Origin of the sequence: Cloacibacillus sp. (assembly GCA_036655895.1) — a bacterium.
Lineage (GTDB): Bacteria > Synergistota > Synergistia > Synergistales > Synergistaceae > JAVVPF01.
Window position 1 is genome coordinate 11,692 of sequence record JAVVPF010000013.1, and the last position, 24,959, is coordinate 36,650.

The following is a 24,959-nucleotide window of genomic DNA, read 5'->3' on the forward strand; positions in this document are numbered from 1 at the left end:
AAAAATATTATTTAAATTCCTCAAGGAGGAAGGTTATCTTGAAAATTGCAGTATTAGTTAAGCAGGTACCCGCGGTGGACACGGTGAAAATAGATGAAAAGACCGGAACCATGATACGCGACGGCGTTGAGGCTGAGCTTAATCCTCTCGACCTTCACGCGGTCGAAGCCGCGGTAAGGATAAAGGAGTCGCGCGCGGCAGGCGACGTGCGGATAACGGCCGTAACGATGGGGCCGCCCGCTGCTCAGAAGGCCGTCAAGTACGCGATAGCGATGGGCTGTGACGACGGGCTGCTGCTCTCCGACAGAAAGTTCGGCGGCGCGGACACGCTCGCTACGGCGCGCACACTGGCCGCCTCTCTTAAAAAGAGCGGACCGTTTAGCCTTTATCTTGCGGGCGAACGCGCGACGGACGGCGAAACGGGGCAGGTCGGCCCCGCCTGCGCGCAGATGCTGGGCATCCCCGCGCTCACATACGTCAGCGCCATCGAGGAGCTGACGGAGGAAAAAATCCGCGTCGTGCGTTCCATCGAGGGCGGACATGAGACGGTCGAAGCGGCGCTTCCCGCAATGGTCATCCCCGTAAAAGAGATGAACGTCCCGCGCCTGTGTACGCTCGGCGGCAAGCTGCGCGCGAAGGCGGCGGATATCCCGCTTGAAACCGCGGAGGCGCTTCACCTCACAGCGGAAAACGCAGGACTAACCGGCTCCGCAACGCAGGTTGTAAACGTCACATACCCAAAGGTGACGCGCCACGGACGAAAGGTGACGGCGGCGGACGGATTTGACGACGCCGTAAAAGAGATAATGGCCGCCCTTGAAGAAAAGGGCTGCTTTGAGGAGGCGGAATAATGGTAGTTTCTGAAGTCTGGACGCTGGCGGAGGTAAGAGACGGGGCCATCCATCCCGTTTCCCGCGAACTTCTCGCGTGGGGGCGCGAGCTTGCGGATTCGCTTTCCGCGCCGCTTGCGAGCGTAGTCCTTGGATGCGGCGCGGCGGAGCAGGCAAAATCGCTCTTTGCCTACGGAGCGGACAAAGTATACATAGCCGAAGCCCCCGAGTTTAAAAATTTCAAAGCCGACATCGAGGTCGAGACTCTTTCCGCGCTCATTGAGCAATACAAGCCCTCCATACTGATAGCCTCCGCCACGACGCAGGGCAGGACGCTCATGCCGATGCTCTCCGCGCACCTAGGCTGCGGCCTCACCGCGGACTGCACCGAGATGAAGATAGACCCGACGACAAAACGCCTCATCCAGACGCGTCCCGCCATCGGCGGGAACGTCATGGCCGACATAAAGACGAAAGGCCGCGACCCGCAGATGTGCACGGTGCGCCCGAAGTCAAAACGTCCGCTTTCACCCGACAAAAACAGGACCGGGGAAGTGGTTCTCTGCCCTCCCACGAAAAACACGCTGCGCTCGCTAATAGAATTTATCGGTTTTGAGCCTGAAAAACGGTCGGCCTTCCGTTGCAGGAGGCTGAGATAATCGTTTCCGGCGGCAAGGGCATGAAGAGCGCGAAAAACTTCGCAAAACTCGAAGAGCTGGCACGGCTGCTCGGCGGCACGGTAGGCGCGTCGCGCATGGCGGTCGACTTGGGCTGGGCGCCATACTCCGCGCAGGTAGGGCTTTCGGGAAAATCCGTGACGCCGCGTCTGTACCTAGCCTTCGGAATATCCGGCGCGGTGCAGCATATAGCCGGAATGTCCGCGGCTGAGACGATAATTGCGGTAAACCACGACCCCGAAGCGCCCATATTCCGCGTAGCCGACCTGAGCATACAGGGCGACGCGATGGAGATACTAAACGCGCTCATCACGGAGATCAAGAGGCTCAAAGGCAAAGACTGATGGAGCCTTACGGAAAGATAACCGAGTCCGTATATAAAGAGCTTCTTGCAATAACAGGACCGGCGGGCGTCGTGATAAACGACGCCGACGCGCTGGACAATTACGCATGGGACCAAGCCGGACGCATCTGGGGACACATGCCGGAGGCGGTAGTAAAACCGGCGGATACGGCGCAGGTGAGCGAGGTAATGAAGCTTGCCTCCCGTCTGCGCATACCTGTGACGCCGCGCGGAGCAGGCAGCGGGCTCAACGGCGGCGCCGTGCCCGTGGCCGGAGGCATAGTGCTCTCGCTTGAACGCATGAACCGCATACTTGAGATAGACCCGATAAACCGCGTCGCAGTGACAGAGCCGGGCGTAGTTACGAACGATCTCTGCCGCGCCGCGGCCGACGCCGGCTTTCTCTACGCCGGATACCCGATGAGCACGGAAACGAGCTTCATCGGAGGAAACTTTGCAACAAACGCGGGCGGCGGCAAGGTGATACGCTACGGCTCCACGCGCCGCCACGTGCTGGGCGCGGAGGTAGTGCTGCCATCAGGCGAGATAATGGAGCTGGGCGGCCGCTACCGCAAGGAGACTTGGGGCTACAGCCTGCTGAACCTTCTTGCGGGCAGCGAGGGCACGCTTGCCGTAGTCACAAAGCTCATCGTAAACCTTGAACCCAAGCCGGGGCGCACGGTCAATCTGCTTGCCTGCTACCCAACACTGGAACAGCTCGTTGAGAGCGTGGCGAAGGTCATAGGCACGGGCCGGCGCATAATCTCATGCGAATTTATGGACAAAACGCTGGTAGAATGCACCACGGAGTATCTCGGCTGCACGCTGCCGGAACAGCGGCGCAGCGAAGGCTATCTTCTGGTACAGGTCGAGGGCGAAACGGACGAGCAGCTTGAGGAGGCCTACGAAAAGGTAGGCTCCGTCTGCATGGAGTGCGGCGCCTTCGAGGTCTTCGTCGCGGAAAGCCGCACAGACTCCGCCGCCATGTGGAACGTGCGCCAGAACGGCCTTGAAGGGATACGCGCGCGCGACCCGCACGCCTGCGCCTCCGGCGACTTGATGGTGCCGCTTTCGGCTGTGCCGCAAATGATAGGCCGCATAAAAGAGATAAGCGCCGAATGGGGCATCGAGCTTGGCATAATCGCCCACATAGGCGACGGCAACATCCACCCCATCCCGATGAAGCCGCAAAATATGAGCCCGGAGGAATGGGCGGTATATGCGGAAAATTTCTTCACCGCGCTGATACGCGAGGCGATAGCGCTGGGCGGCGTCGGCAGCGGCGAACACGGCGTAGGCCATGTGAAGCAAAAGGTCCTCATGGAAAGCAAAAGCGCGGCGGAGCTTTCTGTGCTGCAGGGCATAAAACGCGCCTTCGACCCGCAGAACATAATGAACCCCGGAAAGATGTTCTCGCCCCTCGCGCATAACGATTAAAAAGTTGACGCAGCACGGAGCGTTTGACCGCATTATTGACCATGGCCTTAACCTATTCGGCCACAAAAACGATCTAGTTTTCTCACCTGTAAAAGCCCCCGAAAGCTGCACGGGGGCTTTTGTTATGACTTATTGGCGCCTAATTGACGATTTGCCTGCTTAGTAGAGCCCAGCTGCCAATGGGACGATGATCACTGTGGCAAGGCCGGATACCGCTATCGCGAGGCTGCTCATAGCACCTTCCACTTCACCCATTTCAAGCGCTTTCACCGTGCCGATGGCGTGCGCGCCGGTGCCCACGGCAAGGCCCTTCGCAACGGGGCTTTTTATCCCGCAAAGCTTTATAAGCGGCTCTGCTATGATGTTGCCCAGTATCCCCGTTATTATTATGGCGACTACCGTTATCGTCACTATACCGCCCGCCTCTTGGCTCACCCCCATACCTATTGCCGTAGTTATCGATTTTGGCAGAAGCGTCACGTAGACGGTGTGCCCCACGTCTAAACGCTTTGCCATTACGAAGATGCTTACTGCGTTTGCCGCCACTCCCGCGCAGATGCCGCAGGCGATGGCAAGCGCGTGGCGCTTCAGCATTTCGGTCTGTTTATAAAGGGGGATGGCGAGGCAGACTGTGGCAGGAGTCAGAAAGTAGCTTAGGTATTTCGCGCTTTGATCGTAGCTCGCGTACGGGATGCCGGAAAAAAAGAGCAGCGCGATTACGAGCGCGACTGCGATGAGAAGGGGGTTCATAAGCGCGACGTTCCACCTGCGGCGGGCGAGGCAGCCTATCATGTAGGCTCCGACGCTGATCGTCAGCCCAAAATAGAACGAATTTTCAACGAGTGTTCTCATTGTTTTTTCTCCGGGCGCAGGTTTATTATGAGATCCGCCGCCTTTCCGGTGACAGCCATTACGATGACGGTAGATATGACTATGATGAGCGTAAGCGGCAGAAAAAGCGGACGTATGACGTCGTACTGCTCCAGAAGGCCGACCGCGGCAGGAATGAACATCATAGGCATGGCCTCTATTAGAAAAGAACCAAAGTCTTCGACCTCTGAGAGCTTCAGGATGCCGGCGCAGAGCGCGGCAAAGAGAATGAAGAGGCCGTAGACGCCCGCGGGAACTGGCAGCGGCAGCAGCATGTTGAGCAGTTCGCCTATGAGCGTGATAAAAAAGATGATGAATATCTGTTTTGCGTATTTCATTGTTTTAAAGAAACTTCTTTCTGTTTGCAGATGACGGACCCGCGCTTTGTTTATTTATAGAGGATGCCCAGGCCGGCGCATACCGCGGCTGTGGCTGTACTGGCGCGCATGATGCGCTTGCCGAGCGAGACGGGGCAAAAACCTTCGTCGACGAGCCGTTTGCTTTCGTGCGGCGACCAGTCTCCTTCGGGGCCGATGGCTATGGCTACGTGGCCCGCTATCTCTATATCGCGCAGCGGCTTTGTGTCGGGCGCAAGAAGGGCCGCAAGCCGCTGTTTCGGCAAAGAGTCAAATGGAAATTTTTCAAATTCTACCGGCTCAAAGAGCTGCGGAGGGACGGAGGCGGAGGCCTGTTTTGTCGCCTCGTCCAGTATTTTGCGCCAGCGTTTCATTTTTTCGGCCATTTTTGATGGTTCAAGGCGCGGTACGCTGCGTTCGCAAAGCAGAAGGCGCACGGCGTAGACGCCTGTTTCAGCGGAAAAACGCAGCGCGTCGTCTAGCTGGTCGTTTTTCAAGAGCGCAAGCAGCAGTTCTATCTTTGGCGCAAAGGCCTCTTCGCGGCTGCGTGATATTTCACGTGCGTACAACTCTTCGCCGTCGCATTCAAGCTTCAGCTCTATTTTTTCGCCGTCGAGCAGTCCTTCGACGAGCGAGCCGGTGTAGCAGCGGCGAACGCGGACGAGGTGATGGGCCTCCTCCGCGTCTATATGCCACAGGCCGTTATTTACGGTGCATCGCTCAAGCCTTAGCCTTGGCTGCGACACCCCACCATTCTCCTTTTACCAGCTCTTCGACCGGCTCCATGCCGGCCTCTTTGAGCGCCGCGAGAAACTGCGGCTTTTCTTTTTCAAGCATTCCTGAGAAGAGCGCAACTCCGTTTTTACCTATGACCGCAGGCACGTCGTGGACGAGCTGGCAGTTTGGCTCGATGAGGATGTTCGCTGTCAGCAGCTCAGCCTTATGTCCGAAGTCACGGAGCAGGTCTCCGACCGCAAGGTCGGTGTTAGCGTCGGAAAGGTCGTTCAGCGCAAGGTTGCTGCGCACCTCTTCTATGACGGCTGGGTCTATGTCGCGCGCGTAGGCCTTTTTAGCGCCGAGTTTCAGCGCGCCGATTGTCAGTATGCCGGAACCGGTTCCGATGTCCGCCGTGGTCATCCCCTCGCGGATATATTTTTCCATCAGTTCAAGCACTATCTGGGTGCTTTCGTGGTAGCCGGTGCCGAAGGCGCTTCCGGGATTTATGTAAAGAGGCGTCCTGCCTTCCGGCTCCGTTCCCTTATGCCACGGGGCGAGCACCACGAGGCCAGTGCCTACTGGAAGCGGCGGAAAGGCGTCCTGAGCCGCTACGTGCCACGGCTGGTTGTCTATTTTTCCTGAATCCTCTATCTCTACCTGCGGAAATTCTTTCATCGCGCCAAGCAGCAGGTCTTTCCAGTGCGCAAGCTCCTCGTTGCTTCTGTAGTACATGCGCAGCCGCGACTGCCCGTCAGGAAGCTCCTGAGACTCGGTCCCGATGCTACCCGAGATGTCCGCCAAAGAGAAAAGTATCTCTTCTTCGTCGGCACATGCCTTTATTGTTATATACCACCAATAACTGTCTTTTACCTGCACAGCATTCAGCCCCTTTCAAGAACGCACTGGTTATTGTAACGCATAAATTCATAATAGCATAAGGTCAATTTATATGAAAAAATAAAAACAGACGCGCGGATGATTTCCACACGTCTGTCGTCTTATTGCGAGTGATGCTTGCGTTATTTTTTCTTGCCGCCCAGATAGGCCGCTTCGATCTCCGGGTTTTTCAAAAGGTCTTTTGAATTGCCCTCCATCGTGATGACGCCGGTCTGGATGACGTAGGCGCGGTGGGAAAGCTGAAGCGCTTTCTTCGCGTTCTGCTCTACTATCAGTATCGTCATGCCGAGCTTTTGATTGACCTCTGTCAGTTCTTTGAATATTTCGTTGATTATGATAGGGGCAAGTCCAAGCGAAGGTTCGTCAAGCAACAGGACGCGAGGCGCCGCCATCAGCGCGCGCCCAATGGCGAGCATCTGCTGTTCGCCGCCGGATAGCGTTCCCGCGTACTGGCTCTTGCGTTCGAGCAGCCTCGGGAATAGCTGGAAGACGCTTTCTTTGAGATGTTCTATCTGAGCCTTGTCTGAGAGCGGGAAGGCTCCCATCTCAAGGTTTTCAAGAACTGTAAGCGGCGCGAAGACTTTGCGTCCTTCCGGCGAAAGGCTTACGCCGGCGGTGACGACCTGGAAGCTCTTTGACGGCAGTTCTTTGCCGTCAAGCAGCACCTTGCCGCCCGCTCTAGGCTCGTCGCCCATGATGGCTTTCATCATGGTTGACTTTCCAGCGCCGTTTGCGCCGATGACCGCGACGATCTCACCGGGATAGACGTCAAGCGACGCTCCCTTTAGAGCCTGGATCGCGCCGTAATTGACGACGAGGTTTTGTACGGAGAGAATTGGTTTTTTTTCTTCCATAACGCTACTCCTCCTCTCCAAGGTAGGCCTTGAGCACTTCCGGGTCGCTCTGTATCTGCTCCGGGTTGCCCTCCGCAATTTTTGCGCCAAAGTTCATGCAGACGATATGAGGGCATATCGCCATGACCATGTCCATGTGGTGCTCAATGAGCAGGATGGTAAGGTCGAAATCCTTATGGATAGCCCTTATCAGACCGTTCAGATGCTCGACTTCGTCGGCGTTCATTCCGGCGGCCGGTTCGTCAAGCAGAAGAAGCTCGGGGCGCAGCGATATTGCGCGCGCTATCTCAAGTCTGCGCTGAAGGCCGTAAGGAAGAGTTCCCGCGGCCTGGTCCGCGCGGTCGGCTAGGCCCACACGCTCAAGAAGTTCCATGCTCTCGCCGCGCGTCTTTTTTTCCATTCCGCTCCAGCGGCCCACATGGGTGAGCGCCTCGGCGAAAGAATAGGTGTAATGCTGCTGCGCCGCGGTCATGACGTTTTCAAGCACCGTTGAGGCCGCAAAGAGGCGCAGGTTCTGGAAGGTGCGGGCTATACCTTTGCGGATGACCTGATAGGTCTTCAGCTTGTTGAGATTTTCACCCTTGAAGTTTATCTGTCCGCTTGTTACGTCGTAGACGCCGGTGACAAGGTTGAAGATGGTCGTCTTTCCAGCGCCGTTAGGCCCGATGAGGCCGGCAAGCTCGCCCTTTTGGATGGTGAAGCTCATGTCGCGGACAGCCTGAACGCCGCCGAAGGCCTTGTTTACATCTTTTAGTTCAAGAACGGGGGCAGTCATTATCTGGCTCCCTCCTCTGCCGTGTCAGTCTTTTTTTTCTTTTTGAAAAGCCCTTTGATGTAGGACGCGGTAAGTTCGCTCGTGCCCATGATGCCCTCAGGACGCAGCACCATTACAAGCACAAGGACAAGTCCGTATACGAGCATACGGTACTGTGAGATGGGACGGAATAGCTCCGTTACAAGCGTCAGGATCGTCGTGCCGAGCAGGCATCCGCTCATTGAGCCGAGGCCGCCGAAGACGACGATGGAGACAAGTTCCGTAGACTTCGCCATGTCGAACATTACCGGCTGGATGAAGGACATGAATCCCGCAAGCAGCGCGCCCGATACTCCGCAGTAGAAGCCGGAGATAGCGAGGCTGAGCACGCGGTAGTGCGCCGTGTTGAAGCCAAGCAGCGAGGCTGCGACATAGTCGTCGCGGCAGGCCTTGAAGGCTCGTCCGTAACTGCTGTAGACGATGAAGAACATGCCTATCGTCATTATGAGCAGGAACCCGATCGCCACTGGCATCGTAGTGAATCCTTCGATGCCGGGATAGCCGCGCGCGCCGCGCGTTACGGAGTTCCAGTTTTCGATGATGAGGCGTATAGCTTCGCCAAGCCCGAGAGAGGCGATGGCGTAGTAGTCTCCGACAAGCTTCAGCGTCGGGATGCCTATCAGGTAGGCGAATACCATAGCAAGTATGCCGCCCGCTATTATCGCAAGCACATAATGCACGCCGTATTCAACTGTGAGGATAGCCGCCGTATAGGCTCCTATCGCCATATAGCCGGCATGTCCCAGCGTGAATACGCCGGTGAAGCCTGTAAAGAGCGATACCCCAAGGGCAGCTATGCAGTTGATCGCAAGGAGAGTTATAATACCTCCGGCATAACCTTCCATATAAGCACCCTACACTTTCTCGCCGACGGACTTACCGAAGAGCCCCGTCGGGCGTATTATCAATGTGATTATCAGTATTCCAAAAACGACGAGGTCGCGGAACTGGCTGGATATGAATCCCGCCGTGAGCATCTCTGCGACTCCAAGAATGAGGCTTCCGACCACAGCGCCGGGAAGCGAGCCAAGGCCGCCTATGACCGCCGCGACGAAGGCCTTCGTCGTTATCATGCCAAGCTGCGGATAGAGCGTGTAGCGGACGGAGAGGAATATGCCGCCGACGCCGGCAAGCAGACCTGCCACGAAGAAGACGATGGAGATGAGCCGGTTGACATTGACGCCCATGAGTCCGGCCGTCTTAAGGTTGTATGAAGCCGCGCGTATGGCAAGGCCCCATTTTGTCTTTACAAGGAAGAGCTGAAGTCCCGCGAGGAAAACGACCGCCGTCACGAGCGAGAGGATGTCAAACGCGCTTGTTGTGGCCAGTCCGAAGAAATTTACCGGATCAGTCGGGATGACGGGGGGCAGAGCGCGGAAGCGGCCGCCGACCGTGACCACGAAAATATTCTCAATAACGATGCTCATGCCCATTGAAGCGATGAGCATATAGAGCGTGATGGGCGTGCGTTCTCTTATCGGGCGATAGGCCAGACGTTCAACAACGATGGCGGAAACTCCAGCTCCGATAAGCGCCGCGATGGAGGCCACCCAGATATTCGCTCCGCCTGAACGGAGTACGAAGTAACAGATGTAGCCGCCGATGACGAGAAATCCGCCGTGTGCAAAGTTGGAGAAGAGCAGTACAGAGTAAACCAGTGAATAACCGACTGCGATAAGAGCGTAGACCGAACCTAACGACAGTCCGTTGATCAACTGCTGGATAAAGGTATCCAATTACAACACCTCAGCCTTTCCGTGTCCCCAAGTGGTAGCTATGGGATATTTTCTGAAAAAAGCCCAAGGTCCGTTTGTGGACCTTGGGCAGTGGCACTATCTCAGTTTATTTGGGTTCAACCTTCTTGTAGAACTTTGTTTTAAGGTCGTCGCCGACTTTAAGGATTATGCCGGCCTTGTTGAGCGGGTTATGGGTCTTGGGGTCGATCGTAAGCGTAGCGTGATGCAGTTTAAGTCCCTTTGTCGCTTCGAGAGCCTTAGCTATCGCGGGGCCTTCGGCTTTGCCGGCGCGTTTGATGGCGTCGATGAGCCAGTACATGCCGTCATAGGCCATTGTGCCGTTTACGAATTCTTTGCAGTCGTCCTTGTAGACTTCCTTGTAACGCTTGAATATCGGCGCCATTCCGGGGTCGTCAAGGTAGGTATGGTTGACGTAATAGGTGCCCTTCATTGCGGGGCCTGCTATTTCGTTCATGAATTCAGCATATCCGTCGCCGCCGACGATGACAGCCTTAAGTCCGAGTTCCTGAGCCTGTTTGATGGCGAGCGCCATGTCTTTGCCCATGCCCGGCAGGAAGAGGACGTCTGCGCCGGAGTTCTTGATCTTTGTAAGCTGAGCGCGGAAGTCGACGTCCGTCTCACGGAAGCCTTCGTCAGCTACGATCTTGCCGCCAAGTTTCTCATAATCTTTTACGAAGAACTCACGAAGTCCCTGAGCATAGTCGGAACCTACGTTGTAAAGGATTGCGGCCTTCTTTTTGTTCAGATCTTTGTAAGCAAGGTCAGCCGCGAGAGCGCCCTGATACGGGTCTGTGAAGCAGATACGGAAGGAATAGGGGCGTACATTGCCTTTGTTGTCAACTGTGACGAGGGGGTTCGTGCCAACCGTTGATATCTGGGGGGTCTGTCCCTTCGCAACGATGGGAGCGGTCGCGATATTGATGCCGCTTGAGTTGGCGCCTACGATAGCGCAGACTTTGTCGCTTTCGATCATACGACGAACAGCGTTGACTGCGTCTTCATTACGTGTTTTTGTGTCATAAGGAATTAGTTCGATCTTGCGTCCGAGAATGCCGCCTTTGGCGTTGATGTCCGCTACGACCATCTTAGCCATGTTGACTTCCGTGATGCCGTACTGCGCGTAGTCGCCTGTCAGAGCGGCCAGATAGCCGATCTTAATGGGCTCCGCCGCAAAAGCCACGCCCGCCGCGCAAATCACAAAGATGATCGCCAGTAAAGCCAGTACTTTTTTCAATATAGTGCACCTCCATATTGTAGTGTGTATCAGCTTGTCGCTTCCTCTATTTTATTATCTAGTTAAGCATATGTAAAGGAAATAGCGAAAGGTTATTTTGGTTAATAATAATTAATGAATTGAACATAAGAGCGAGTTCACTTTTTTGAAGCAATATTTATTTATAAGACGACAGTCGAACCCGTAATTATTACAACAAAACAAATAACAGACAACTCATAAGGCTGCCGTAAACAAAAAAAGAGTCTCCCGCACGGGGAAACTCTTTTGATATTTCAGTTGATTTTTTATTGTCAGCTGTTGACGTTAGCCATTGCGTCTGAGTCTCACACCAGGCTGTAGCTCAGCAAGCGTGGCGTAATATCAGCAGGGCTTCTTAGCACCAGAAATTAGCGTCTTTCTTATTTTTTGCCGCGCTTTCTAAACATAAGCCCCGTCATAAGAATGGCCCCCAAGAGCAAATTCAAATCAAACACTTCGCATCCACCACCGCTACCGCCGGATGAACTCTCTTTTGTAATATGAGCGCCAGCCCACAAAGCACCAGTATCCAGCACATTATCCGCCTTACCGTCTGGAAGCACGATCTTCCCTCCGTTGCCGTAAGAAGGAGCGCCGGAATCGTTATAGAGATAGAAATCTATCATTACCGTCGCCCTATCCTTATCTCCGATCACAAATGCTTTACCAGTTTTGAGAGCATCAGCGAGTGAGACTACGCCTTTGGGGCCGATAAGCTCCACGCTCTTCGCTGCTCCGCGTGGAACGACATTAAGCGAGAAGCCGCTCTTCACTTTTTCCACAGAATTATCAAAGATTTTATAGGCATCATTCTGCAGCTCCACCGTATAGCGAACCTTCACAAGGTTGCCAGCACTCAGGTCCTCCGCGGCCAAGTCACCATAGACCCTGACGCCTGGCACGGACAATGCGGCTGCTCCACTGTCCAAAGCTTCAGGGCGCCCGCTTGAAAGATCCTCTTCAGTATAAAGGATCGGCGTATACTTCTGCGGTGGGTACGGCGAAGGCAACTTAAGGTTAGCTGGGCGCACCGTCCATTCCGAGATACCAAGAATATTTGCGACATCATAAGAGGCCGCTATATTGACTTTGCCAGCTCCAGGCGTCCCGCCTTTACCATATACCGCAAAACCATTATATTATTCTGCAAAGTTTATAAGATCGCAACTTCCTCCTGAAATTCTTGGTATCATTAAAGATCAACCAATGATGCTGACTCTCCAATAAGGACCGTGTTCATCAGCGATTCTGCAAACCCACCTTTTTTGAGCAGTGGGTCGACCTTTTTCACACCGCTACTTGTAGTCGTCGTATTCGTTGTACTCATCAAAAAAGCCGTGTTCGTTAACACCAGCCTGATCGTATACATTGGGACCATTAACTGGCATATCAGGCGTAGCAGTCATCCTATAACTGTCGTGTGTCCAAGTCCACTTCCAGCCATAAGAAGGATCAACTATGGTCTGCGCCTTTCTATACAATAACCTACCGAATATAAATCTAGTTGTTTTTTAAGATTAAGGTGTGATTGGCTAAACAGCCACCCAATAACATCATTGCTCCGCTTACTTCACACTAACAGAAACGCTACAAAAAAGCGTAGACGCCATACTGCTGGCGCCTACGCTGGTAGATAGATATCAAAAACGGATTGAGAATAACCGCCCCGTATTACCAGTGACGTCGCTTGCTACGTACCATTACTGGGATCACGCCAAGCAGAATCAGTATTCCATATCCTGCCATCGCGCAGCCACTTGAGCCGCCATTATCTACTACGGCAGCTTTCTTAAAAAGCACAACGCCCTTTTCTGCACTAATATTATCCTTTGGAAGTTCTACGAAATTTTCGTTGTTCAGAGAAAGCTCTTCGGCTTTTTCTTCCTTCCAATTCCATGCATACCATTTACCGTCTATATCTGTCTTCGGCAGATATGCTCCAAATGATTTCTTCTGGTTGTTCACCGTAAAAGTGCTCATTGTAATCAGGCTACCAACAGTTTTGCCTGTATATTTTTGTACCTCTTCCTGTGTCAACATAGTTGGGAATTCCACAAAAGTCCCGCTGACCAGAGGCGTTACGTTAGGTACTTCGTATGTATCAAGTTTTTCTGGCTTCATATAACGATATGCGGGATAATCTGCGTTAAGCGCCACCGGCAGGAATCCTTTTTTGCTCTCGCCTATTCTGTTGTACCAGTAGTTACCAAAATTGCGGCAACCCATCGGCTCAACTGTAAGCGCCGCATGCACACTGGCCCACTGATCCATATAGAAGACGAACGTTCCCTTCGGGAAGGTTACAGTTTTTTTGGCAAGCTCCACTCCGGTAATGCCGGTTTCAAGTTGCGAGACGGTTATTTCAAATCCATCCCTGCCAATGAAATTGACATTTTTACCAAATGCAGTGACCTTGTACGCCTCCACCTCTACAGTCGTATCTTTTGCTAGGCGTTGTATACGCACACCCGTGTTTGCTATTCTAGCAGCAACGGCTGCGTCTGCGGATACGATGTACGCATATGGCCGTTCAACATATGAATACGGAGTATTCTTATCATATGTCACATAACGGGAGCGGCTTACCCGTGCGGGGAAGTAATCTGCTGAGACTATTGGCTGGTCAGGAGATGACGGATCTCTAACAAGGCGGAGGATAGGAACACCTTTTTCTCCAGGTATTTCTACATCTACGGATACAGGATCACCGTTCATCAGTTTTACTACAAGCTTGCTTCGGTCTGTAGCCATCGTTTTACGTGCGTCATCCACAGCTTTCTTAAGTTTTGGGCCAAGCTCATCGTCTGCAAAGGCTTTTATCATCGTTTCATAGACAATTTCGTTCGCCTGGATACGGCGTTCGTAATTGGTAGTCACACCTCCGCTAGGCGTGCGCGATTCTGAAAGAAGCCCGAACGCGCCTTTAAGACGTCCTGCCGTATCTGTTATGCCCTCTTCTGGATTGCCTTCCTGAATATCAGTATAGGCAACGGGATATTTGTCGCTTGAAGTAAACTTAGTACCATCCCAGTACTCTGCTTTCCCTTTTGCTGTCGTGCCGCTTCCAATATAAAACCACCACTCGAGTCCTTTCTTGCGAAGGGCCGTCTTGACAAGGTTTTCCAACGATTTATCCCCATCGTGCGCAAGAACGTTGAGTTCTTCTGGTGTGTTGGGATTGTTTGTAAAGAGCGTGGTTATATCGAATTTGTAGAACGTGCCGGTAGTCACTTTATCTCCCATTTGATGCGCATCGGCAATAAAATGGGGCTCATAAGCATTGACCATTCTGTGCATGAGGCGTGTAATGGGAGACTCAAAACCGGTATTATCTCTGTTCTGATCAAGACCGCCGCTATCATTGGCCCAGTCAAACTCTGTTCCATTGGCTTTGTAACGGCGCGGCTTTACGGTATCAGTGCCACGCTGGTACTTCCACAAACCATCGAGATTATAGCGTGGCCATATTATCACTGTAACCTTATCAAGAAGTGGGGTGAGATCTCCGTCTGCCAAGCGTTTGGCAAGAACAAGCATCGCTTCACTGCCAGCAATCTCTCCGCCGTGTATTGAAGCCTCGATCCACACAATCGGCTTACCCAGTGCCTTGACATCTTTGGGGTCAAATACGGCAGTGCTGCTAAAAACCAACAGAGGGGATTTAAAAGTCCTTAGCGGCTCCCCAAGACCCGGAGGTGAATTTTTATTATCATACGTAGCGAATTCGCTGACATAACGCATTTGCATGTGAGTTTTTGGAAGGGATTCAAGGTAGGCCTCCATATCTTCCTGAGAGGTTACACGGCCTATCTCTCCCATTGCAGTTGAGCTATAGCCTTCATGCGTAAAAGTAGGGATGTCATATTTTACTCTATTTACGTTAAAATAATCTTCCACAACTTTTGGATATTTTTTGTAACCAGCGGCAGCATCACTGCTTCCGCCATTGTACCCACCCCACTCAATAACCGGATAATTTGAGGCAATCGCCGGATAAATAGCGAGAGCAGCTATAAGCGCAACTAAAATACCGATGTGTTTCTTCAACTCTTAGCACCTCCAATGATTTGTGTTAATTTACGTTGTTTGGTGTTGTACACTGTCGGGATCCTATTTGCACCTCCTCTTTCCCATAAATAATTATCTATAAGGCCATCACAACTAAAATTATCGTATGTATCGGAAAAACAAACAGAATTTAAATCAACTATTAGCCTATACCACATTAATGGCAACATTTATGTAACTTTATACAATTAATGCATGGCGACAATCATAAATTACAGTATATATATTGTCAATATTTTATATTTTCATAACGTTATAGTTTATATACTCACAAATCATACGAAGCAATGATTCTACAATACCCTTTATATCTAGTTTATAAACAAAAGAATATAATGTTGCACATGCTTTAGTGATGTTTCTGTAAAACTCACTATAGAGTGCAAATGGTATATTAACCGAGTTTGCACCCTTGAATTAACGTTTTTCAAATTTACTAGAGTTCTCGACCAAAAATTACATAATGAAATCAGCAGAAATACTGTGGATATTGTTCATCCATATAAAATAAAAACCTCACTCATGATACATCGCTAGTCTCCATCCCCAACTGCTGCTTACTCTGGCATCTGCTAAAACGGCCTATAGAAACAAAAAAAGAGTCTCCCGCGCGGGGAAACTCTTTTGATATTTCAGTTGATTTTTTATTGTCAGCCGTTGACCTGCTGGCCCGTTTCTTTGGCGAGTTCCCTGATGATGGAACGTTCCTTTTCTGTGAGCGTCTTGGGCACTTTGACCTTGACCAGTATGTTCATGTCGCCGTTCGCCTTGCCCTTTATGCGCGGCATTCCGCGGCCCTTTATGCGAAGCTTGGAACCCGCCTGAGTGCCCGCGGGAATGTCAAGTTTTTCGGTGCCGTCGAACGTCTCCACCTTTGCCTCACAGCCAAGCGCCGCCTGCGGGTAGGATATTTCAATGGTGGTGTTGAGGTCGTCTCCCTTGCGCGTGAATCTCGAATCCGGCAGCACTTCCGTAAGTATGAAGAGGTCGCCTGACGGGCCGCCGTTTATCCCGGCTTCGCCTTTGCTTGAGACTCTGAGGCGCGTGCCGCTGTCAACGCCCGCTGGTATCTTCACCTCTACGGTCTGCACGCGCTTCACGCGGCCCTTGCCGCGGCATTCGGTGCATACTTTATCGATTTTCTTGCCTTTGCCGCCGCAGGCGGAACAGGTGACGTTCTGCTGCATCTGGCCAAAGGGCGTATTTACAACTTCATGGAGCTGGCCCGTGCCGTGGCAGTGCGGACAAGTCTCAACTTTTGTGCCGGGCTCCGCGCCGCTTCCCGCGCAGTGCTTGCAGGTCTCAAGACGCGGTATCTCCAGCTTGCGTTTTGTGCCTTTATAGGCCTCTTCGAGCGTGATCTTGACTGTAGCTTCGAGGTCTGCGCCGGCGCGCGGTGCGTTGGGGTTCGCGGAACGCCTTCTGCCTCCGAAGCCGCCGGCTCCTCCCAGAAGGTCTCCGAACAGGTCGCCCAGGTCTTCCTGCGAGAAGGTCTGTCCCTGGCCGCCGAAGCCGCCAAAACCACCGAAGCCGCCTCCCTGGCCGCCGGGCGGCATGTCGCCGACAAAGCCGTACTGGTCGTATTGAGCGCGTTTCTGAGGATCGCTCAGCACTTCGTTCGCCTCGTTTATTTCTTTGTATTTAGCCTCCGCTTCCGCGTTGCCCGGGTTTGCATCGGGATGATACTTCCGCGTTAAAGCACGGTAGGCCTTCTTGATTTCGTCAGCCGATGCTCCCCGGCTAACACCCAATATTTCATAATAGTCTTTTGTACCGGGAGCAGCCATCAGCGCTTCACCTCACCAATAAAATTTTGATTTTCATTTGTACGCCGCAGAAGAGCGGTTTGCGCACGTAATGCCGACTTATCTTTTTTTACTATGCGCCGCACAGGATTATACTCCTGTGCGGCTATTTGTCAAGATTAGTTAAAATTTTGGTGAGGTTGGACTACGCGAGCTTTTCCATCTCGTCGAGGACAAATTTAGCTTCGATTTTGATAGAAGTGGCGTCGTCGCCCTGTGCCTTCTCTTCGAGCTTGGCAAGGCGTTCCTTGAGTTTGATTGCGATTTCGGGCTTTGACGCGCCGGCTGCGGCAAGAGCCGCCTGTGCCTTTGCGATTACTTCTGCTGCTTCTTTGCGGGCTTCTTTAAGATCCATCTCTTTGTTCATCATAATTCTTTTTCCGTCCTTTCAGGCGTCCGCTTTACAGCGGCCGCGTTCCGATGCTATAATTCAGGTAGAGTTTTTTCCGCGTTGCTGTATCCGAAGCGTTCCAGCGTTTCGAATACAGTTTTTTTGTTTCTACTTCAGCTTCGCGATCTCGTCCATTACAAACTTGGCTTCGACTTTGATCGAAGTGGCGTCTGTGCCGGCGAGTTTCTCTTTCAGATGGGCAAGGCGGGTGATGAGCTTAGCTCTGCACGCGGGGCAGCCTGCGCCTGATTTGAGGGCTTTTGCGCCTTCGGCGAGAACTTTTTCGCCTTCCTGGACCGCTGTGGGGAAATCTTCCGCCTTAACTTCTGAGCGGGCCGCGATGTGCTCCGCGAGAAGGTTGAGGGCGTCCACTACGTAGCGGGCCTCGTCTTTGATCGACGCTGCGTTTGTGCCTTCGAGTTTGCGGGAGAGTTTCGCGACTCTCTCCATTACCGTCGCCTGTTCCGGCTTGTCGGTGTTCCCGGCTGTGGCAAGGTATTTCTTAGCCTCGGCCAGCACTGCTTCGCCTTCCATACGCGCGTCCTGAAGATCCTGGACTTTCATCTCTGCTTCCATATTATTCACTACACCCTTTCATTCCTCGTCTATGCCGAGGTTCTTTATGTTGCCTATCTTTCAGCCTTTATCACGGGGTCGCCCCCGCGATAAAGGCAGTCATGCTTATTGGTGAGGATTAGTTGTCTTCCTCGTGGAACTCGGCTTCGACGGTCTCTCCGTCCGGGTTCTCGTCGTGCTGGGGCTTTTCGCTGTGAGCTTCGCCGGCCTGCTGGCCCGCGTTTGACGCATGGGCCTGAGCCGCCTGCGCCAGCACGTTCATCTCATCCATAACATACTTTATTTCAGTCTTTATGGACTCTGTATCTTCGCCTGTCATTTTTTCCTTCAATTTGCCTATTCTCTCGGTGACTTTCGCTGCCGCCGCGGCGTCGGCGCTTCCGGAATCTTTGACGAGCTTTTCAGCCTGATAGACTATTGATTCCGCCTCGTTGCGGGCCTCTATGAGTTCTTTGCGTTTTTTGTCGGCGCTTTCGTTGATCTCGGCGTCGCGGCGCATCTTCTCGATCTCTTCGTCGGAGAGCTTTGAGGACTGGATGGTGATGTTCTGCACCTTGCCTGTCGCCTTGTCCTTAGCTGTAACGTTGACGATGCCGTTCGCGTCGATGTCGAAGGTGACCTCTATCTGCGGGATGCCGCGCGGGGCCGCTTTGATGCCGTCAAGGAAGAAGCGTCCGAGCGATACGTTGTCGCCGGCCATGGCGCGTTCGCCCTGAAGCACATGTATCTCGACCTGGGGCTGATTATCGGCAGCCGTGGTGAATACCTGGCTCTTTGATACCGGTATGGCGCTGTTCTTGTCTATTATCTTTGTAAATACTCCGCCAAGTGTCTCAAGGCCGAGCGAAAGCGGCGTGACGTCTACGAGGACGATGCCCTGCTGTTCGCCGGAGAGGATGGCGCCCTGGATGGCGGCGCCCATAGCGACGCATTCGTCGGGGTTGATGCCCTTTGTGGGCTCTTTGCCCATCAGTTCGCGCACGAGCTTCTGCACCATCGGCATACGCGTTGAACCGCCGACGAGCAGTATCTGGTCGACCTGCGATGCTTCAAGCTTCGCGTCTTTTAAGGCGGTCTTTACGGGGGCGACGGTTCTGTCAAGGAGCGCCTTTGTAAGGTCGTCGAACTTTGCGCGGGTAAGCTTTATCTCAAGATGCTTGGGGCCGTTTGCGTCGGCTGTGATGAAGGGCAGCGAGATGGTCGTCTCGTTCATTGACGAGAGTTCTATCTTCGCCTTCTCGGCAGCTTCGCGCAGACGCTGGGCAGCCATTTTATCTTTAAGAAGGTCGATGCCGTCGCTCTTTTTGAATTCTTCCGCAAGCCATTTTACGACTTCGTTGTCCCAGTCGTCGCCGCCCAGGTGGTTGTCGCCGGCCGTTGAGAGGACTTCAAATACGCCGTCGCCCACGTCGAGGATGGAGACGTCGAACGTGCCGCCGCCCAAGTCGTAAACCATTATCTTGTGGTCGCCCTTTTCAAGGTTGACGCCGTAGGCGAGGCAGGCCGCGGTCGGTTCGTTGATGATGCGCAGCACGTTGAGGCCTGCGATCGTTCCCGCGTCTTTGGTCGCCTGGCGCTGAGCGTCGGTGAAGTAGGCGGGGCAGGTGATTACGGCGTCAGAGATGGGCATTCCGAGGTATTCTTCGGCGTCCTTCTTGAGCTTCTGGAGGATCATAGCGGAGATCTGCTGCGGCGTGTAGGTCTTGCCGTCGACGGTGACGTTTTTATCTGTGCCCATCTCGCGCTTGATGGAGATTATCGTGCGATCGGGGTTTACTATCGCCTGACGCTTAGCCAACTGTCCTACAAGTATCTCGCCGTCTTTTGTGAAGGCCACTACGGAAGGTGTAGTGCGCTGTCCTTCCGGGTTTGGGATAACAGTTACGTTGTCTCCCTCTTTTACCGCTACGCAGCTGTTTGTCGTTCCAAGGTCAATTCCTATTACTTTTGCCATCGTACATTCCACCTTTGACTTGTCTGTTATAAATTTCCCTCTGATTTGAGGTCTATTTTTCTATATTTGGGGCGCTTCTACTTCCGTTTTATTGCCTAATAACCGTTAGGTATATAATCGGCCTCTTTTTAGCTGTTTTCATAGCCTTTTGATATGAAATAAATGATAATTGGCTTTAAAAACATCTCTTGAAAACTAATTCTATTCTTTTTCTTTGCAGGAGCTTATTCCAGCGTCTTATTGCCTAAACGCCGGCAGGCGCAAGCTTAGGTCAGCCGTTGAACTTTCCTACGCGCACCTGAGGCGCTTTTAGAACACGGCCGGCCAGTTTGTAGCCGCGGCAGAGCGCGCCTATGATATGCCCGTCCTTTGAGGGGTCGCAGACAGGCTCCATCGTTACCGCCTCATGCACCGCGGGGTCGAACTCGCCCTCTATGGGGATAAATTCAAGCCCGAGCTTTTCAAGGCCGTCCGAGAACTGCCTTATGACCATCGACATTCCTTTTGCAAGGCTGCTCTCCGGGTCGTTTACCGCGGCGGCCAGCCGTTCGAGATTTTCAAAGACCGGAAGCATCTCGTTGACCGCCTGCTCCGCGGCAAGTTTCGCGTTGCTTTCGCGGTCGCGCTCTATCCTTGATCGAAGATTGAAATAGTCAGCCCTTCCTCGGGCCACCTCCTCCTTCAGTTTTTTGATTTCCTCGTTCAGTTTCTCCGCCTCCGCCTTCACGGCGGGATCCTGCGGGGTCTCCTCCGCCTGAGGGGCGGCCTGAGCCTCCGAAGCCTGAGGCGGCTGGACGGCCGGCTCTTCCTGCATCTGAGGTTCGCTGCTGTGATGATCCTTATGGTTGCTCATCTATTCGGTCTCCTCTTTCACCTGATTCGGAGTCCAGCTTGCGCAGTACTCCGTCTATTGCCGATATGACTTTTTCGTAATCCATGCGCTCCGGGCCGATGACTCCGACCACCGCCTTCTGTCCGCCGGCCTCGCCGGTGGCCGCGACGAGCGCGGAGCTTTTCATGCCGGGGATGCCGTTCTCGTCCCCTATCATTATGTTCATTTCATTGGCGGAACAGCGCCTCACAAGCTCGGCCATGCAGCTTTCCTCTTCAATGAAGGAGCAGAGCGCCTTCATCCGGCCGAGGTCCTGAAAGTCCCTCAGCCCCATGACCTGGCTGATGGAGCCTGTGTAAATTTTGGTGCGCGGCGCTTCCAGCATAGCGTCTATCTCGAGCACCGCCATGACGCATTGTGCATGGCACCGTCCTATTTCGTCGAGCAGCTCGCGGTTGAGCGTTTTTTTTATCTCGCTCCACGCGCGTCCGGAAAAGGTATTGAGCCTGGACGCCAGCGCGTCGAGTTCTTCCTGCGGGACGTCGGCCGGCATATCTATAAATTTCTGATGCACGAGGCCGCCCTGGAGCACCACCAGCAAAAGCACCTGCCGCTCGCTCATCCTCACAAAGTTGACGTGATGGAAGCGCACCGTGTCCAGCGGCGTGATGGCCGCTATGCCTATGTAGTCGGAGGCATGGCTTAGCATGTCAGAGGCTGATTCAAGCATTCTTTCCAGCCCCTGCCTGTGTTCCATCATCTTTTTTAGTAATTTTACAGACGGGCCGGCAGTAGTTACACGTTGAAGTACTGAATCCACATATAGTCTATATCCCTGAGTTGTCGGGATCCTTCCCGAAGAGGCGTGCGTCTGTTTCAGAAAACCCAGGTCCTCAAGGTCGGACATTTCGTTTCTTATGGTTGCGGAGCTGCGCCCTGTCAGATACCTCCGGGAGACCGTTCGGGAGCCGACCGTTTCGCCGCTTTTGATATATTCGTAAACTACTGAAAGCACCACTTCAAGCTGTCGTTCCGTTATCATGTCATTTCACCTGTCATTTTAATCCCCTGCCCTTGTTAGCACTCCACTAACATGAGTGCCAAAGCATTAAGAACTATTAAATAATAATCGTGGTACTAACATTTGTCAATACAGGTCAAAAATTACGCTTAAACTTCGCGCCGCGGGCCCTATCATCAGCAGGCAGGGCAAAAGCGCAAACGCCGTGACGCGCGGCGCGTTTGCAAGGCATCTTTTTTCTTAGCAAAACGCCCCGCGTAAGGTATAATAAAAAACGTTTGAAGAACACCCCGCATCGGAAAAAATTCTCAACCGGCGCGGCGCGGCAGGAGTGAATATTTTGAACAAGGACAAGACGACGATTTACCTCATCCGTCACGGCGAATGCGCGGGAAACAAAGAAAACCGCATACGCGGCTGTATGGACTTCCCTCTCAACGAAAACGGCGTAAAGCAGGCGCACGCGCTTTCGTGCGCAATGAAAGGCAAGAATATAGAATACATCTACACAAGCCCGCTCTCGCGCGCCACGGCGACGGCGGATATTCTGGGCGCGGCGCTCGGCCTCCCCTACGAGGCGCGGGAAGGCTTCTGCAACATACATCTCGGGCCGTGGGAAAACAGAAAAAAAGCGGAACTTGCGATAGAAGAACCGGAAAAATGGCGGACCTGGCTCGACCAGCCTGAGGAGCTTGTAATAGAAGGCGGAGAGACGCTCGACCAAGTCGGCGCAAGGGCCATCAAAGAGCTGAACGGCGTCATTGACGAGCACAGGGGCGCAAATATCGCGCTCGTCGCGCACCGCGGGGTGCTGAAGCCGCTTCTTGCGGCGGCGCTCGGCGTGGCGCGTCCGAGCTACTGGCGGCTCCACGTCGACACGGCCTCCTACAGCACGCTCACCTTCGACAGCCTGCACGGATACTGCCTCATGGGGCTGAACTACACGCAGCACCTCGGCGACCTGCGGATAATACAGGAGTTTGATTAAATGACGGCCCATCTCATACGTTACGACGATAAAAACGAACTTGCCGCCGCGCTTTTGAAGGCCGGCGTCAGCGCCGAATCTCTGCCCTACTTTGAAAACCGGCGCGAGACGGTGCAGATATATCTGACCGGCGTCTCGGCTCCGGCCGCAAACATCATAAAGCAGGAGATGCTTTCGCGCGGAGGCGACGCCGCGGTACACGCGCAGACGATACGCTGCGGCGTCGAAAAAAGCGACGTCGTAATCTTCGGCACAAGAAAACAGCTTTCCTTTCTCGCGGAAAAGCTCGCAAAGATGCCTTGGTGGGGACTTGAAAAATGCGCGAAGGAGATAATTTCGCTTACCGCAGCGGCGGTGATAAAAAAAATCGCGCTGCCAAGCGGTGCTGCGCTTGAGTTCGGGCGCAGGATGCACCTCATGGGCATAATAAATCTGACGGACGATTCTTTTTTTGAGGGCAGCAGAAGCGACGGCGCAGCAGACGCCGCGCGCCGCGCGGTAAAGATGGCGGCGGATGGCGCGGACATTTTAGACCTCGGCGCAGAATCGACGCGTCCCGGCGCGGGCCGCGTGCCTGAGGAAACGGAGATATCGCGCATGACGGAGGCGGTGCGCGCGATACGCCGCGAGCTGCCGCGTATGCCGCTGTCAATAGACACCACGCGCGGAAGCGTGGCATATTCCGCGCTTGAAGCGGGGGCCGACATAATAAACGACGTCTCCGGCCTCACCTACGACAAAGAGGTGGCGCGCGCCGCCGCGCGGTACAGGGCTATGCTCGTCGTCATGCACATGCGCGGCACGCCGGAGACTATGGGCGATATGTGCTGCTACGACAATCTTATCTCAGAGGTCTGCTGCGGCCTCCGCGAAAGCGCGCAAACGGCGCTTGAACTTGGCGTTTCCAGTGAATACCTGATAACCGACCCTGGACTGGGCTTTGCAAAAACCCACGAACAGAACCTCGAGCTCGTGCGCCACTGCGAAAGCTTCAGGGCGCTCGGCTGGCCGGTGCTGATAGGAGCGTCAAGAAAGGGCTTCGTGGGCCGCGCCACAGGCGCGGAAAAGGCGGGCGAACGCCTCGCCGGCACACTTGCGGTAACGGCGCTCACCTGCTGGCAGCGCGCCGACATAATAAGGGTGCATGACGTGAAGGAAAACAAAGAGGTCATCAAGATGACCGAAGCGATTCGGGGGGCGGACAATGTCTGATCATAAAGTGTTTCTGGCGCTTGGCTCCAACCTTGGCAACAGGCTTGAGATGCTGAAACGCACCGTTTCCAAACTGAGGGCGCTTGGACTTTCCATAGAGGCGAAGAGCCGCGTATGGGAGACGGAGCCGTGGGGAGTGACCGACCAGCCGCTATTTCTGAATATGTGCGTGGCGGCGCGTACAGAGCTTGAACCGGTCGAGCTGCTCACGCTGCTCAAAAGCACGGAGTCCGAGATGGGGCGCACCGCAGGAAGGCACTGGGGGCCGCGCGAGATAGACATAGATATAATTTTCTACGACGACGTCGTCTTTTGTGAGGAGAAACTCCAAATACCTCACAGGTACATGCAGGAAAGAGATTTCGTGCTGCTTCCGCTCTCTGAGATAGCGCCGGATATGGTCCATCCCCTGCTCGGCAAAAGCGTCCGCCGGCTGCTTGAGGAGCTTGAAGGCGCAAAAAGCGGCACGTGGATATCCGAGATATGAGGCAAAGAGCAGACCTTATCGCGGCGGCGCGCAGACGCCCCGCCATGTGGTTTCTGCCGGCGGTGGTCCTTGCCGGGTTTATTGTGCTGTGGCTGCTGCCAGCGCCAGACGAGATAGAAAAAAACATCAGCCTGCGCACGCTCGAGGTGCCAGAATTTCCGATAATACTGGTGCTGGAACAGGACAAGGGAACGATAACCTCCGCGTGGCTCCGCACCCCCGCGGGCGCGCGGCAGATGGATCAGCTTGTCGGCCTCTCGTACATCGCAAGCGACCCAGTGATCTCAAAGGTCGACCAGGATACGAAGAACGACCTGCTGTGGCGGCTCTCCTTCACAAACCTGGAGGGCGACGGAGTACATCTCTGGCTCGGAATGACGACCTTCTCGCCGAAGGTCTACATAGCGGCGACGCCGTTCCAGTACACCAGATGGCACGCGCTGCCCGCGAAGATAGAGGTGCCTAAGGGCACCTGTGTTTATATCGCGCCGGCCGCGCCGCAGTATTACAAGGACGCGGAACAGTACAGGGGACGCGACAGCTATTCGTTCATATACACGATGATGCTGACGCCGGAAGGCCCCGCCTTCGTGCCGGCTCCCTCCGTCTACAAGCAGCTTGCCGTTCTGCTCAAAGCCGGCATGCACGGCGAGACTTCGCCGAAAAAACGCCTCGCCTACGTGAAGATGCTCACGGAATTCAATCGGCTGGCCGAAGGAAAAGCGCCGCAGGCGGACACTCTGCTTAATTTTCCGATAGAGCGTCTGGACACGCTTTCGTGGAAAAAATAAACTTAAGCCGCGCGGCTCAATTATGGA

25 protein-coding genes are annotated in these 24,959 nt (G+C 53.8%); 8 read left to right on the forward strand and 17 right to left on the reverse strand.

The window, feature by feature from the left end; translation table 11 throughout:
• The first annotated feature begins 38 nt into the window (after window positions 1-38).
• Genes RRY12_05600 through RRY12_05615 form a run of 4 tightly spaced genes read left to right on the forward strand, consistent with a single transcriptional unit; the run spans window position 39 to window position 3,287 of the window.
• Window positions 39-851, forward strand: a complete 813-nt coding sequence (locus RRY12_05600) for an electron transfer flavoprotein subunit beta/FixA family protein (GenBank protein MEG2184130.1) — start codon at window positions 39-41, stop codon at window positions 849-851.
• Window positions 851-1,489: a hypothetical protein gene (locus tag RRY12_05605; GenBank protein MEG2184131.1), complete on the forward strand. Its 639-nt coding sequence runs from the start codon at window positions 851-853 to the stop codon at window positions 1,487-1,489. Before RRY12_05600 ends, RRY12_05605 begins: the two co-directional genes overlap by 1 nt.
• Window positions 1,471-1,851 (forward strand): electron transfer flavoprotein subunit alpha/FixB family protein, encoded by a 381-nt coding sequence (locus RRY12_05610; GenBank protein ID MEG2184132.1) that lies wholly within the window; start codon window positions 1,471-1,473, stop codon window positions 1,849-1,851. The genes RRY12_05605 and RRY12_05610 overlap by 19 nt, the downstream gene beginning before the upstream one ends.
• On the forward strand, window positions 1,851-3,287 hold the full coding sequence (locus RRY12_05615) for an FAD-binding oxidoreductase (GenBank protein ID MEG2184133.1): 1,437 nt from the start codon (window positions 1,851-1,853) through the stop codon (window positions 3,285-3,287). The genes RRY12_05610 and RRY12_05615 overlap by 1 nt, the downstream gene beginning before the upstream one ends.
• A 159-nt stretch (window positions 3,288-3,446) precedes the next feature.
• On the opposite strand, the gene RRY12_05620 is transcribed toward RRY12_05615, so the two are convergent.
• The 17 genes from RRY12_05620 to hrcA form a co-directional block, all read right to left on the reverse strand.
• The gene (locus RRY12_05620; protein ID MEG2184134.1) at window positions 3,447-4,139 is read right to left on the reverse strand and encodes an LrgB family protein; all 693 of its coding nucleotides are present in this window, start codon (window positions 4,137-4,139) and stop codon (window positions 3,447-3,449) included.
• Window positions 4,136-4,495, reverse strand: coding sequence for a CidA/LrgA family protein (locus tag RRY12_05625; protein MEG2184135.1), 360 nt, complete (start codon window positions 4,493-4,495; stop codon window positions 4,136-4,138). Before RRY12_05625 ends, RRY12_05620 begins: the two co-directional genes overlap by 4 nt.
• Before the next feature lie 50 nt (window positions 4,496-4,545).
• Window positions 4,546-5,259 carry an RsmE family RNA methyltransferase gene (locus RRY12_05630; protein MEG2184136.1) on the reverse strand — a complete coding sequence of 238 codons (714 nt, stop codon included), beginning with the start codon at window positions 5,257-5,259 and terminating at the stop codon, window positions 4,546-4,548.
• Window positions 5,234-6,106 (reverse strand): 50S ribosomal protein L11 methyltransferase, encoded by an 873-nt coding sequence (locus RRY12_05635; protein ID MEG2184137.1) that lies wholly within the window; start codon window positions 6,104-6,106, stop codon window positions 5,234-5,236. The genes RRY12_05630 and RRY12_05635 overlap by 26 nt, the downstream gene beginning before the upstream one ends.
• A 143-nt stretch (window positions 6,107-6,249) precedes the next feature.
• The gene (locus RRY12_05640) at window positions 6,250-6,981 is read right to left on the reverse strand and encodes an ABC transporter ATP-binding protein (GenBank protein MEG2184138.1); all 732 of its coding nucleotides are present in this window, start codon (window positions 6,979-6,981) and stop codon (window positions 6,250-6,252) included.
• Window positions 6,982-6,985: 4 nt separating this feature from the next.
• Entirely contained in the window at window positions 6,986-7,756 is a 771-nt protein-coding gene (locus RRY12_05645; protein MEG2184139.1) for an ABC transporter ATP-binding protein, read from the reverse strand.
• A complete protein-coding gene (locus RRY12_05650; protein MEG2184140.1) occupies window positions 7,756-8,640 on the reverse strand; it encodes a branched-chain amino acid ABC transporter permease in 885 nt (294 codons plus the stop codon). Before RRY12_05650 ends, RRY12_05645 begins: the two co-directional genes overlap by 1 nt.
• Before the next feature lie 9 nt (window positions 8,641-8,649).
• Complete coding sequence (locus tag RRY12_05655) at window positions 8,650-9,531, reverse strand: branched-chain amino acid ABC transporter permease (protein MEG2184141.1); 882 nt, start codon at window positions 9,529-9,531, stop codon at window positions 8,650-8,652.
• Between the two features lie 106 nt (window positions 9,532-9,637).
• Window positions 9,638-10,786, reverse strand: coding sequence for an ABC transporter substrate-binding protein (locus RRY12_05660; GenBank protein MEG2184142.1), 1,149 nt, complete (start codon window positions 10,784-10,786; stop codon window positions 9,638-9,640).
• A gap of 401 nt (window positions 10,787-11,187) precedes the next feature.
• Window positions 11,188-11,736, reverse strand: coding sequence for a hypothetical protein (locus RRY12_05665; GenBank protein ID MEG2184143.1), 549 nt, complete (start codon window positions 11,734-11,736; stop codon window positions 11,188-11,190).
• A 742-nt stretch (window positions 11,737-12,478) separates the two neighbouring features.
• Complete coding sequence (locus tag RRY12_05670; GenBank protein ID MEG2184144.1) at window positions 12,479-14,854, reverse strand: M14 family zinc carboxypeptidase; 2,376 nt, start codon at window positions 14,852-14,854, stop codon at window positions 12,479-12,481.
• A gap of 671 nt (window positions 14,855-15,525) precedes the next feature.
• Complete coding sequence (gene dnaJ, locus RRY12_05675; protein MEG2184145.1) at window positions 15,526-16,662, reverse strand: molecular chaperone DnaJ; 1,137 nt, start codon at window positions 16,660-16,662, stop codon at window positions 15,526-15,528.
• A 163-nt stretch (window positions 16,663-16,825) separates the two neighbouring features.
• A complete protein-coding gene (locus RRY12_05680) occupies window positions 16,826-17,050 on the reverse strand; it encodes a hypothetical protein (GenBank protein MEG2184146.1) in 225 nt (74 codons plus the stop codon).
• A gap of 129 nt (window positions 17,051-17,179) precedes the next feature.
• The gene (locus RRY12_05685; protein MEG2184147.1) at window positions 17,180-17,656 is read right to left on the reverse strand and encodes a hypothetical protein; all 477 of its coding nucleotides are present in this window, start codon (window positions 17,654-17,656) and stop codon (window positions 17,180-17,182) included.
• A 109-nt stretch (window positions 17,657-17,765) separates the two neighbouring features.
• Complete coding sequence (dnaK, locus tag RRY12_05690) at window positions 17,766-19,601, reverse strand: molecular chaperone DnaK (protein MEG2184148.1); 1,836 nt, start codon at window positions 19,599-19,601, stop codon at window positions 17,766-17,768.
• A 271-nt stretch (window positions 19,602-19,872) separates the two neighbouring features.
• Window positions 19,873-20,454: a nucleotide exchange factor GrpE gene (locus RRY12_05695; GenBank protein ID MEG2184149.1), complete on the reverse strand. Its 582-nt coding sequence runs from the start codon at window positions 20,452-20,454 to the stop codon at window positions 19,873-19,875.
• Complete coding sequence (hrcA, locus tag RRY12_05700; protein MEG2184150.1) at window positions 20,441-21,475, reverse strand: heat-inducible transcriptional repressor HrcA; 1,035 nt, start codon at window positions 21,473-21,475, stop codon at window positions 20,441-20,443. Before hrcA ends, RRY12_05695 begins: the two co-directional genes overlap by 14 nt.
• 310 nt (window positions 21,476-21,785) lie before the next feature.
• On the opposite strand from hrcA, the gene RRY12_05705 reads away from it, so the two are divergent.
• From RRY12_05705 to RRY12_05720, 4 genes are read left to right on the forward strand one after another with little or no spacing between them, the layout of a single operon-like run.
• On the forward strand, window positions 21,786-22,442 hold the full coding sequence (locus tag RRY12_05705) for a histidine phosphatase family protein (protein ID MEG2184151.1): 657 nt from the start codon (window positions 21,786-21,788) through the stop codon (window positions 22,440-22,442).
• The gene (folP, locus tag RRY12_05710; GenBank protein ID MEG2184152.1) at window positions 22,443-23,654 is read left to right on the forward strand and encodes a dihydropteroate synthase; all 1,212 of its coding nucleotides are present in this window, start codon (window positions 22,443-22,445) and stop codon (window positions 23,652-23,654) included.
• On the forward strand, window positions 23,647-24,141 hold the full coding sequence (gene folK, locus RRY12_05715) for a 2-amino-4-hydroxy-6-hydroxymethyldihydropteridine diphosphokinase (GenBank protein MEG2184153.1): 495 nt from the start codon (window positions 23,647-23,649) through the stop codon (window positions 24,139-24,141). The genes folP and folK overlap by 8 nt, the downstream gene beginning before the upstream one ends.
• Window positions 24,138-24,932 (forward strand): hypothetical protein, encoded by a 795-nt coding sequence (locus RRY12_05720; protein ID MEG2184154.1) that lies wholly within the window; start codon window positions 24,138-24,140, stop codon window positions 24,930-24,932. The genes folK and RRY12_05720 overlap by 4 nt, the downstream gene beginning before the upstream one ends.
• Window positions 24,933-24,959: the final 27 nt, after the last annotated feature.

Coding starts and splice junctions, on each gene's coding strand:
- RRY12_05605 (MEG2184131.1), top strand. CDS start 851: ATGGTAGTTTCTGAAGTCTGGACGCTGGCGGAGGTAAGAGACGGGGCC.
- RRY12_05615 (MEG2184133.1), top strand. CDS start 1,851: ATGGAGCCTTACGGAAAGATAACCGAGTCCGTATATAAAGAGCTTCTT.
- RRY12_05620 (MEG2184134.1), bottom strand. CDS start 4,139: ATGAGAACACTCGTTGAAAATTCGTTCTATTTTGGGCTGACGATCAGC.
- RRY12_05625 (MEG2184135.1), bottom strand. CDS start 4,495: ATGAAATACGCAAAACAGATATTCATCATCTTTTTTATCACGCTCATA.
- RRY12_05640 (MEG2184138.1), bottom strand. CDS start 6,981: ATGGAAGAAAAAAAACCAATTCTCTCCGTACAAAACCTCGTCGTCAAT.
- RRY12_05645 (MEG2184139.1), bottom strand. CDS start 7,756: ATGACTGCCCCCGTTCTTGAACTAAAAGATGTAAACAAGGCCTTCGGC.
- RRY12_05650 (MEG2184140.1), bottom strand. CDS start 8,640: ATGGAAGGTTATGCCGGAGGTATTATAACTCTCCTTGCGATCAACTGC.
- dnaJ (MEG2184145.1), bottom strand. CDS start 16,662: ATGGCTGCTCCCGGTACAAAAGACTATTATGAAATATTGGGTGTTAGC.
- RRY12_05680 (MEG2184146.1), bottom strand. CDS start 17,050: ATGATGAACAAAGAGATGGATCTTAAAGAAGCCCGCAAAGAAGCAGCA.
- dnaK (MEG2184148.1), bottom strand. CDS start 19,601: ATGGCAAAAGTAATAGGAATTGACCTTGGAACGACAAACAGCTGCGTA.
- RRY12_05695 (MEG2184149.1), bottom strand. CDS start 20,454: ATGAGCAACCATAAGGATCATCACAGCAGCGAACCTCAGATGCAGGAA.
- hrcA (MEG2184150.1), bottom strand. CDS start 21,475: ATGATAACGGAACGACAGCTTGAAGTGGTGCTTTCAGTAGTTTACGAA.
- folP (MEG2184152.1), top strand. CDS start 22,443: ATGACGGCCCATCTCATACGTTACGACGATAAAAACGAACTTGCCGCC.
- folK (MEG2184153.1), top strand. CDS start 23,647: ATGTCTGATCATAAAGTGTTTCTGGCGCTTGGCTCCAACCTTGGCAAC.
- RRY12_05720 (MEG2184154.1), top strand. CDS start 24,138: ATGAGGCAAAGAGCAGACCTTATCGCGGCGGCGCGCAGACGCCCCGCC.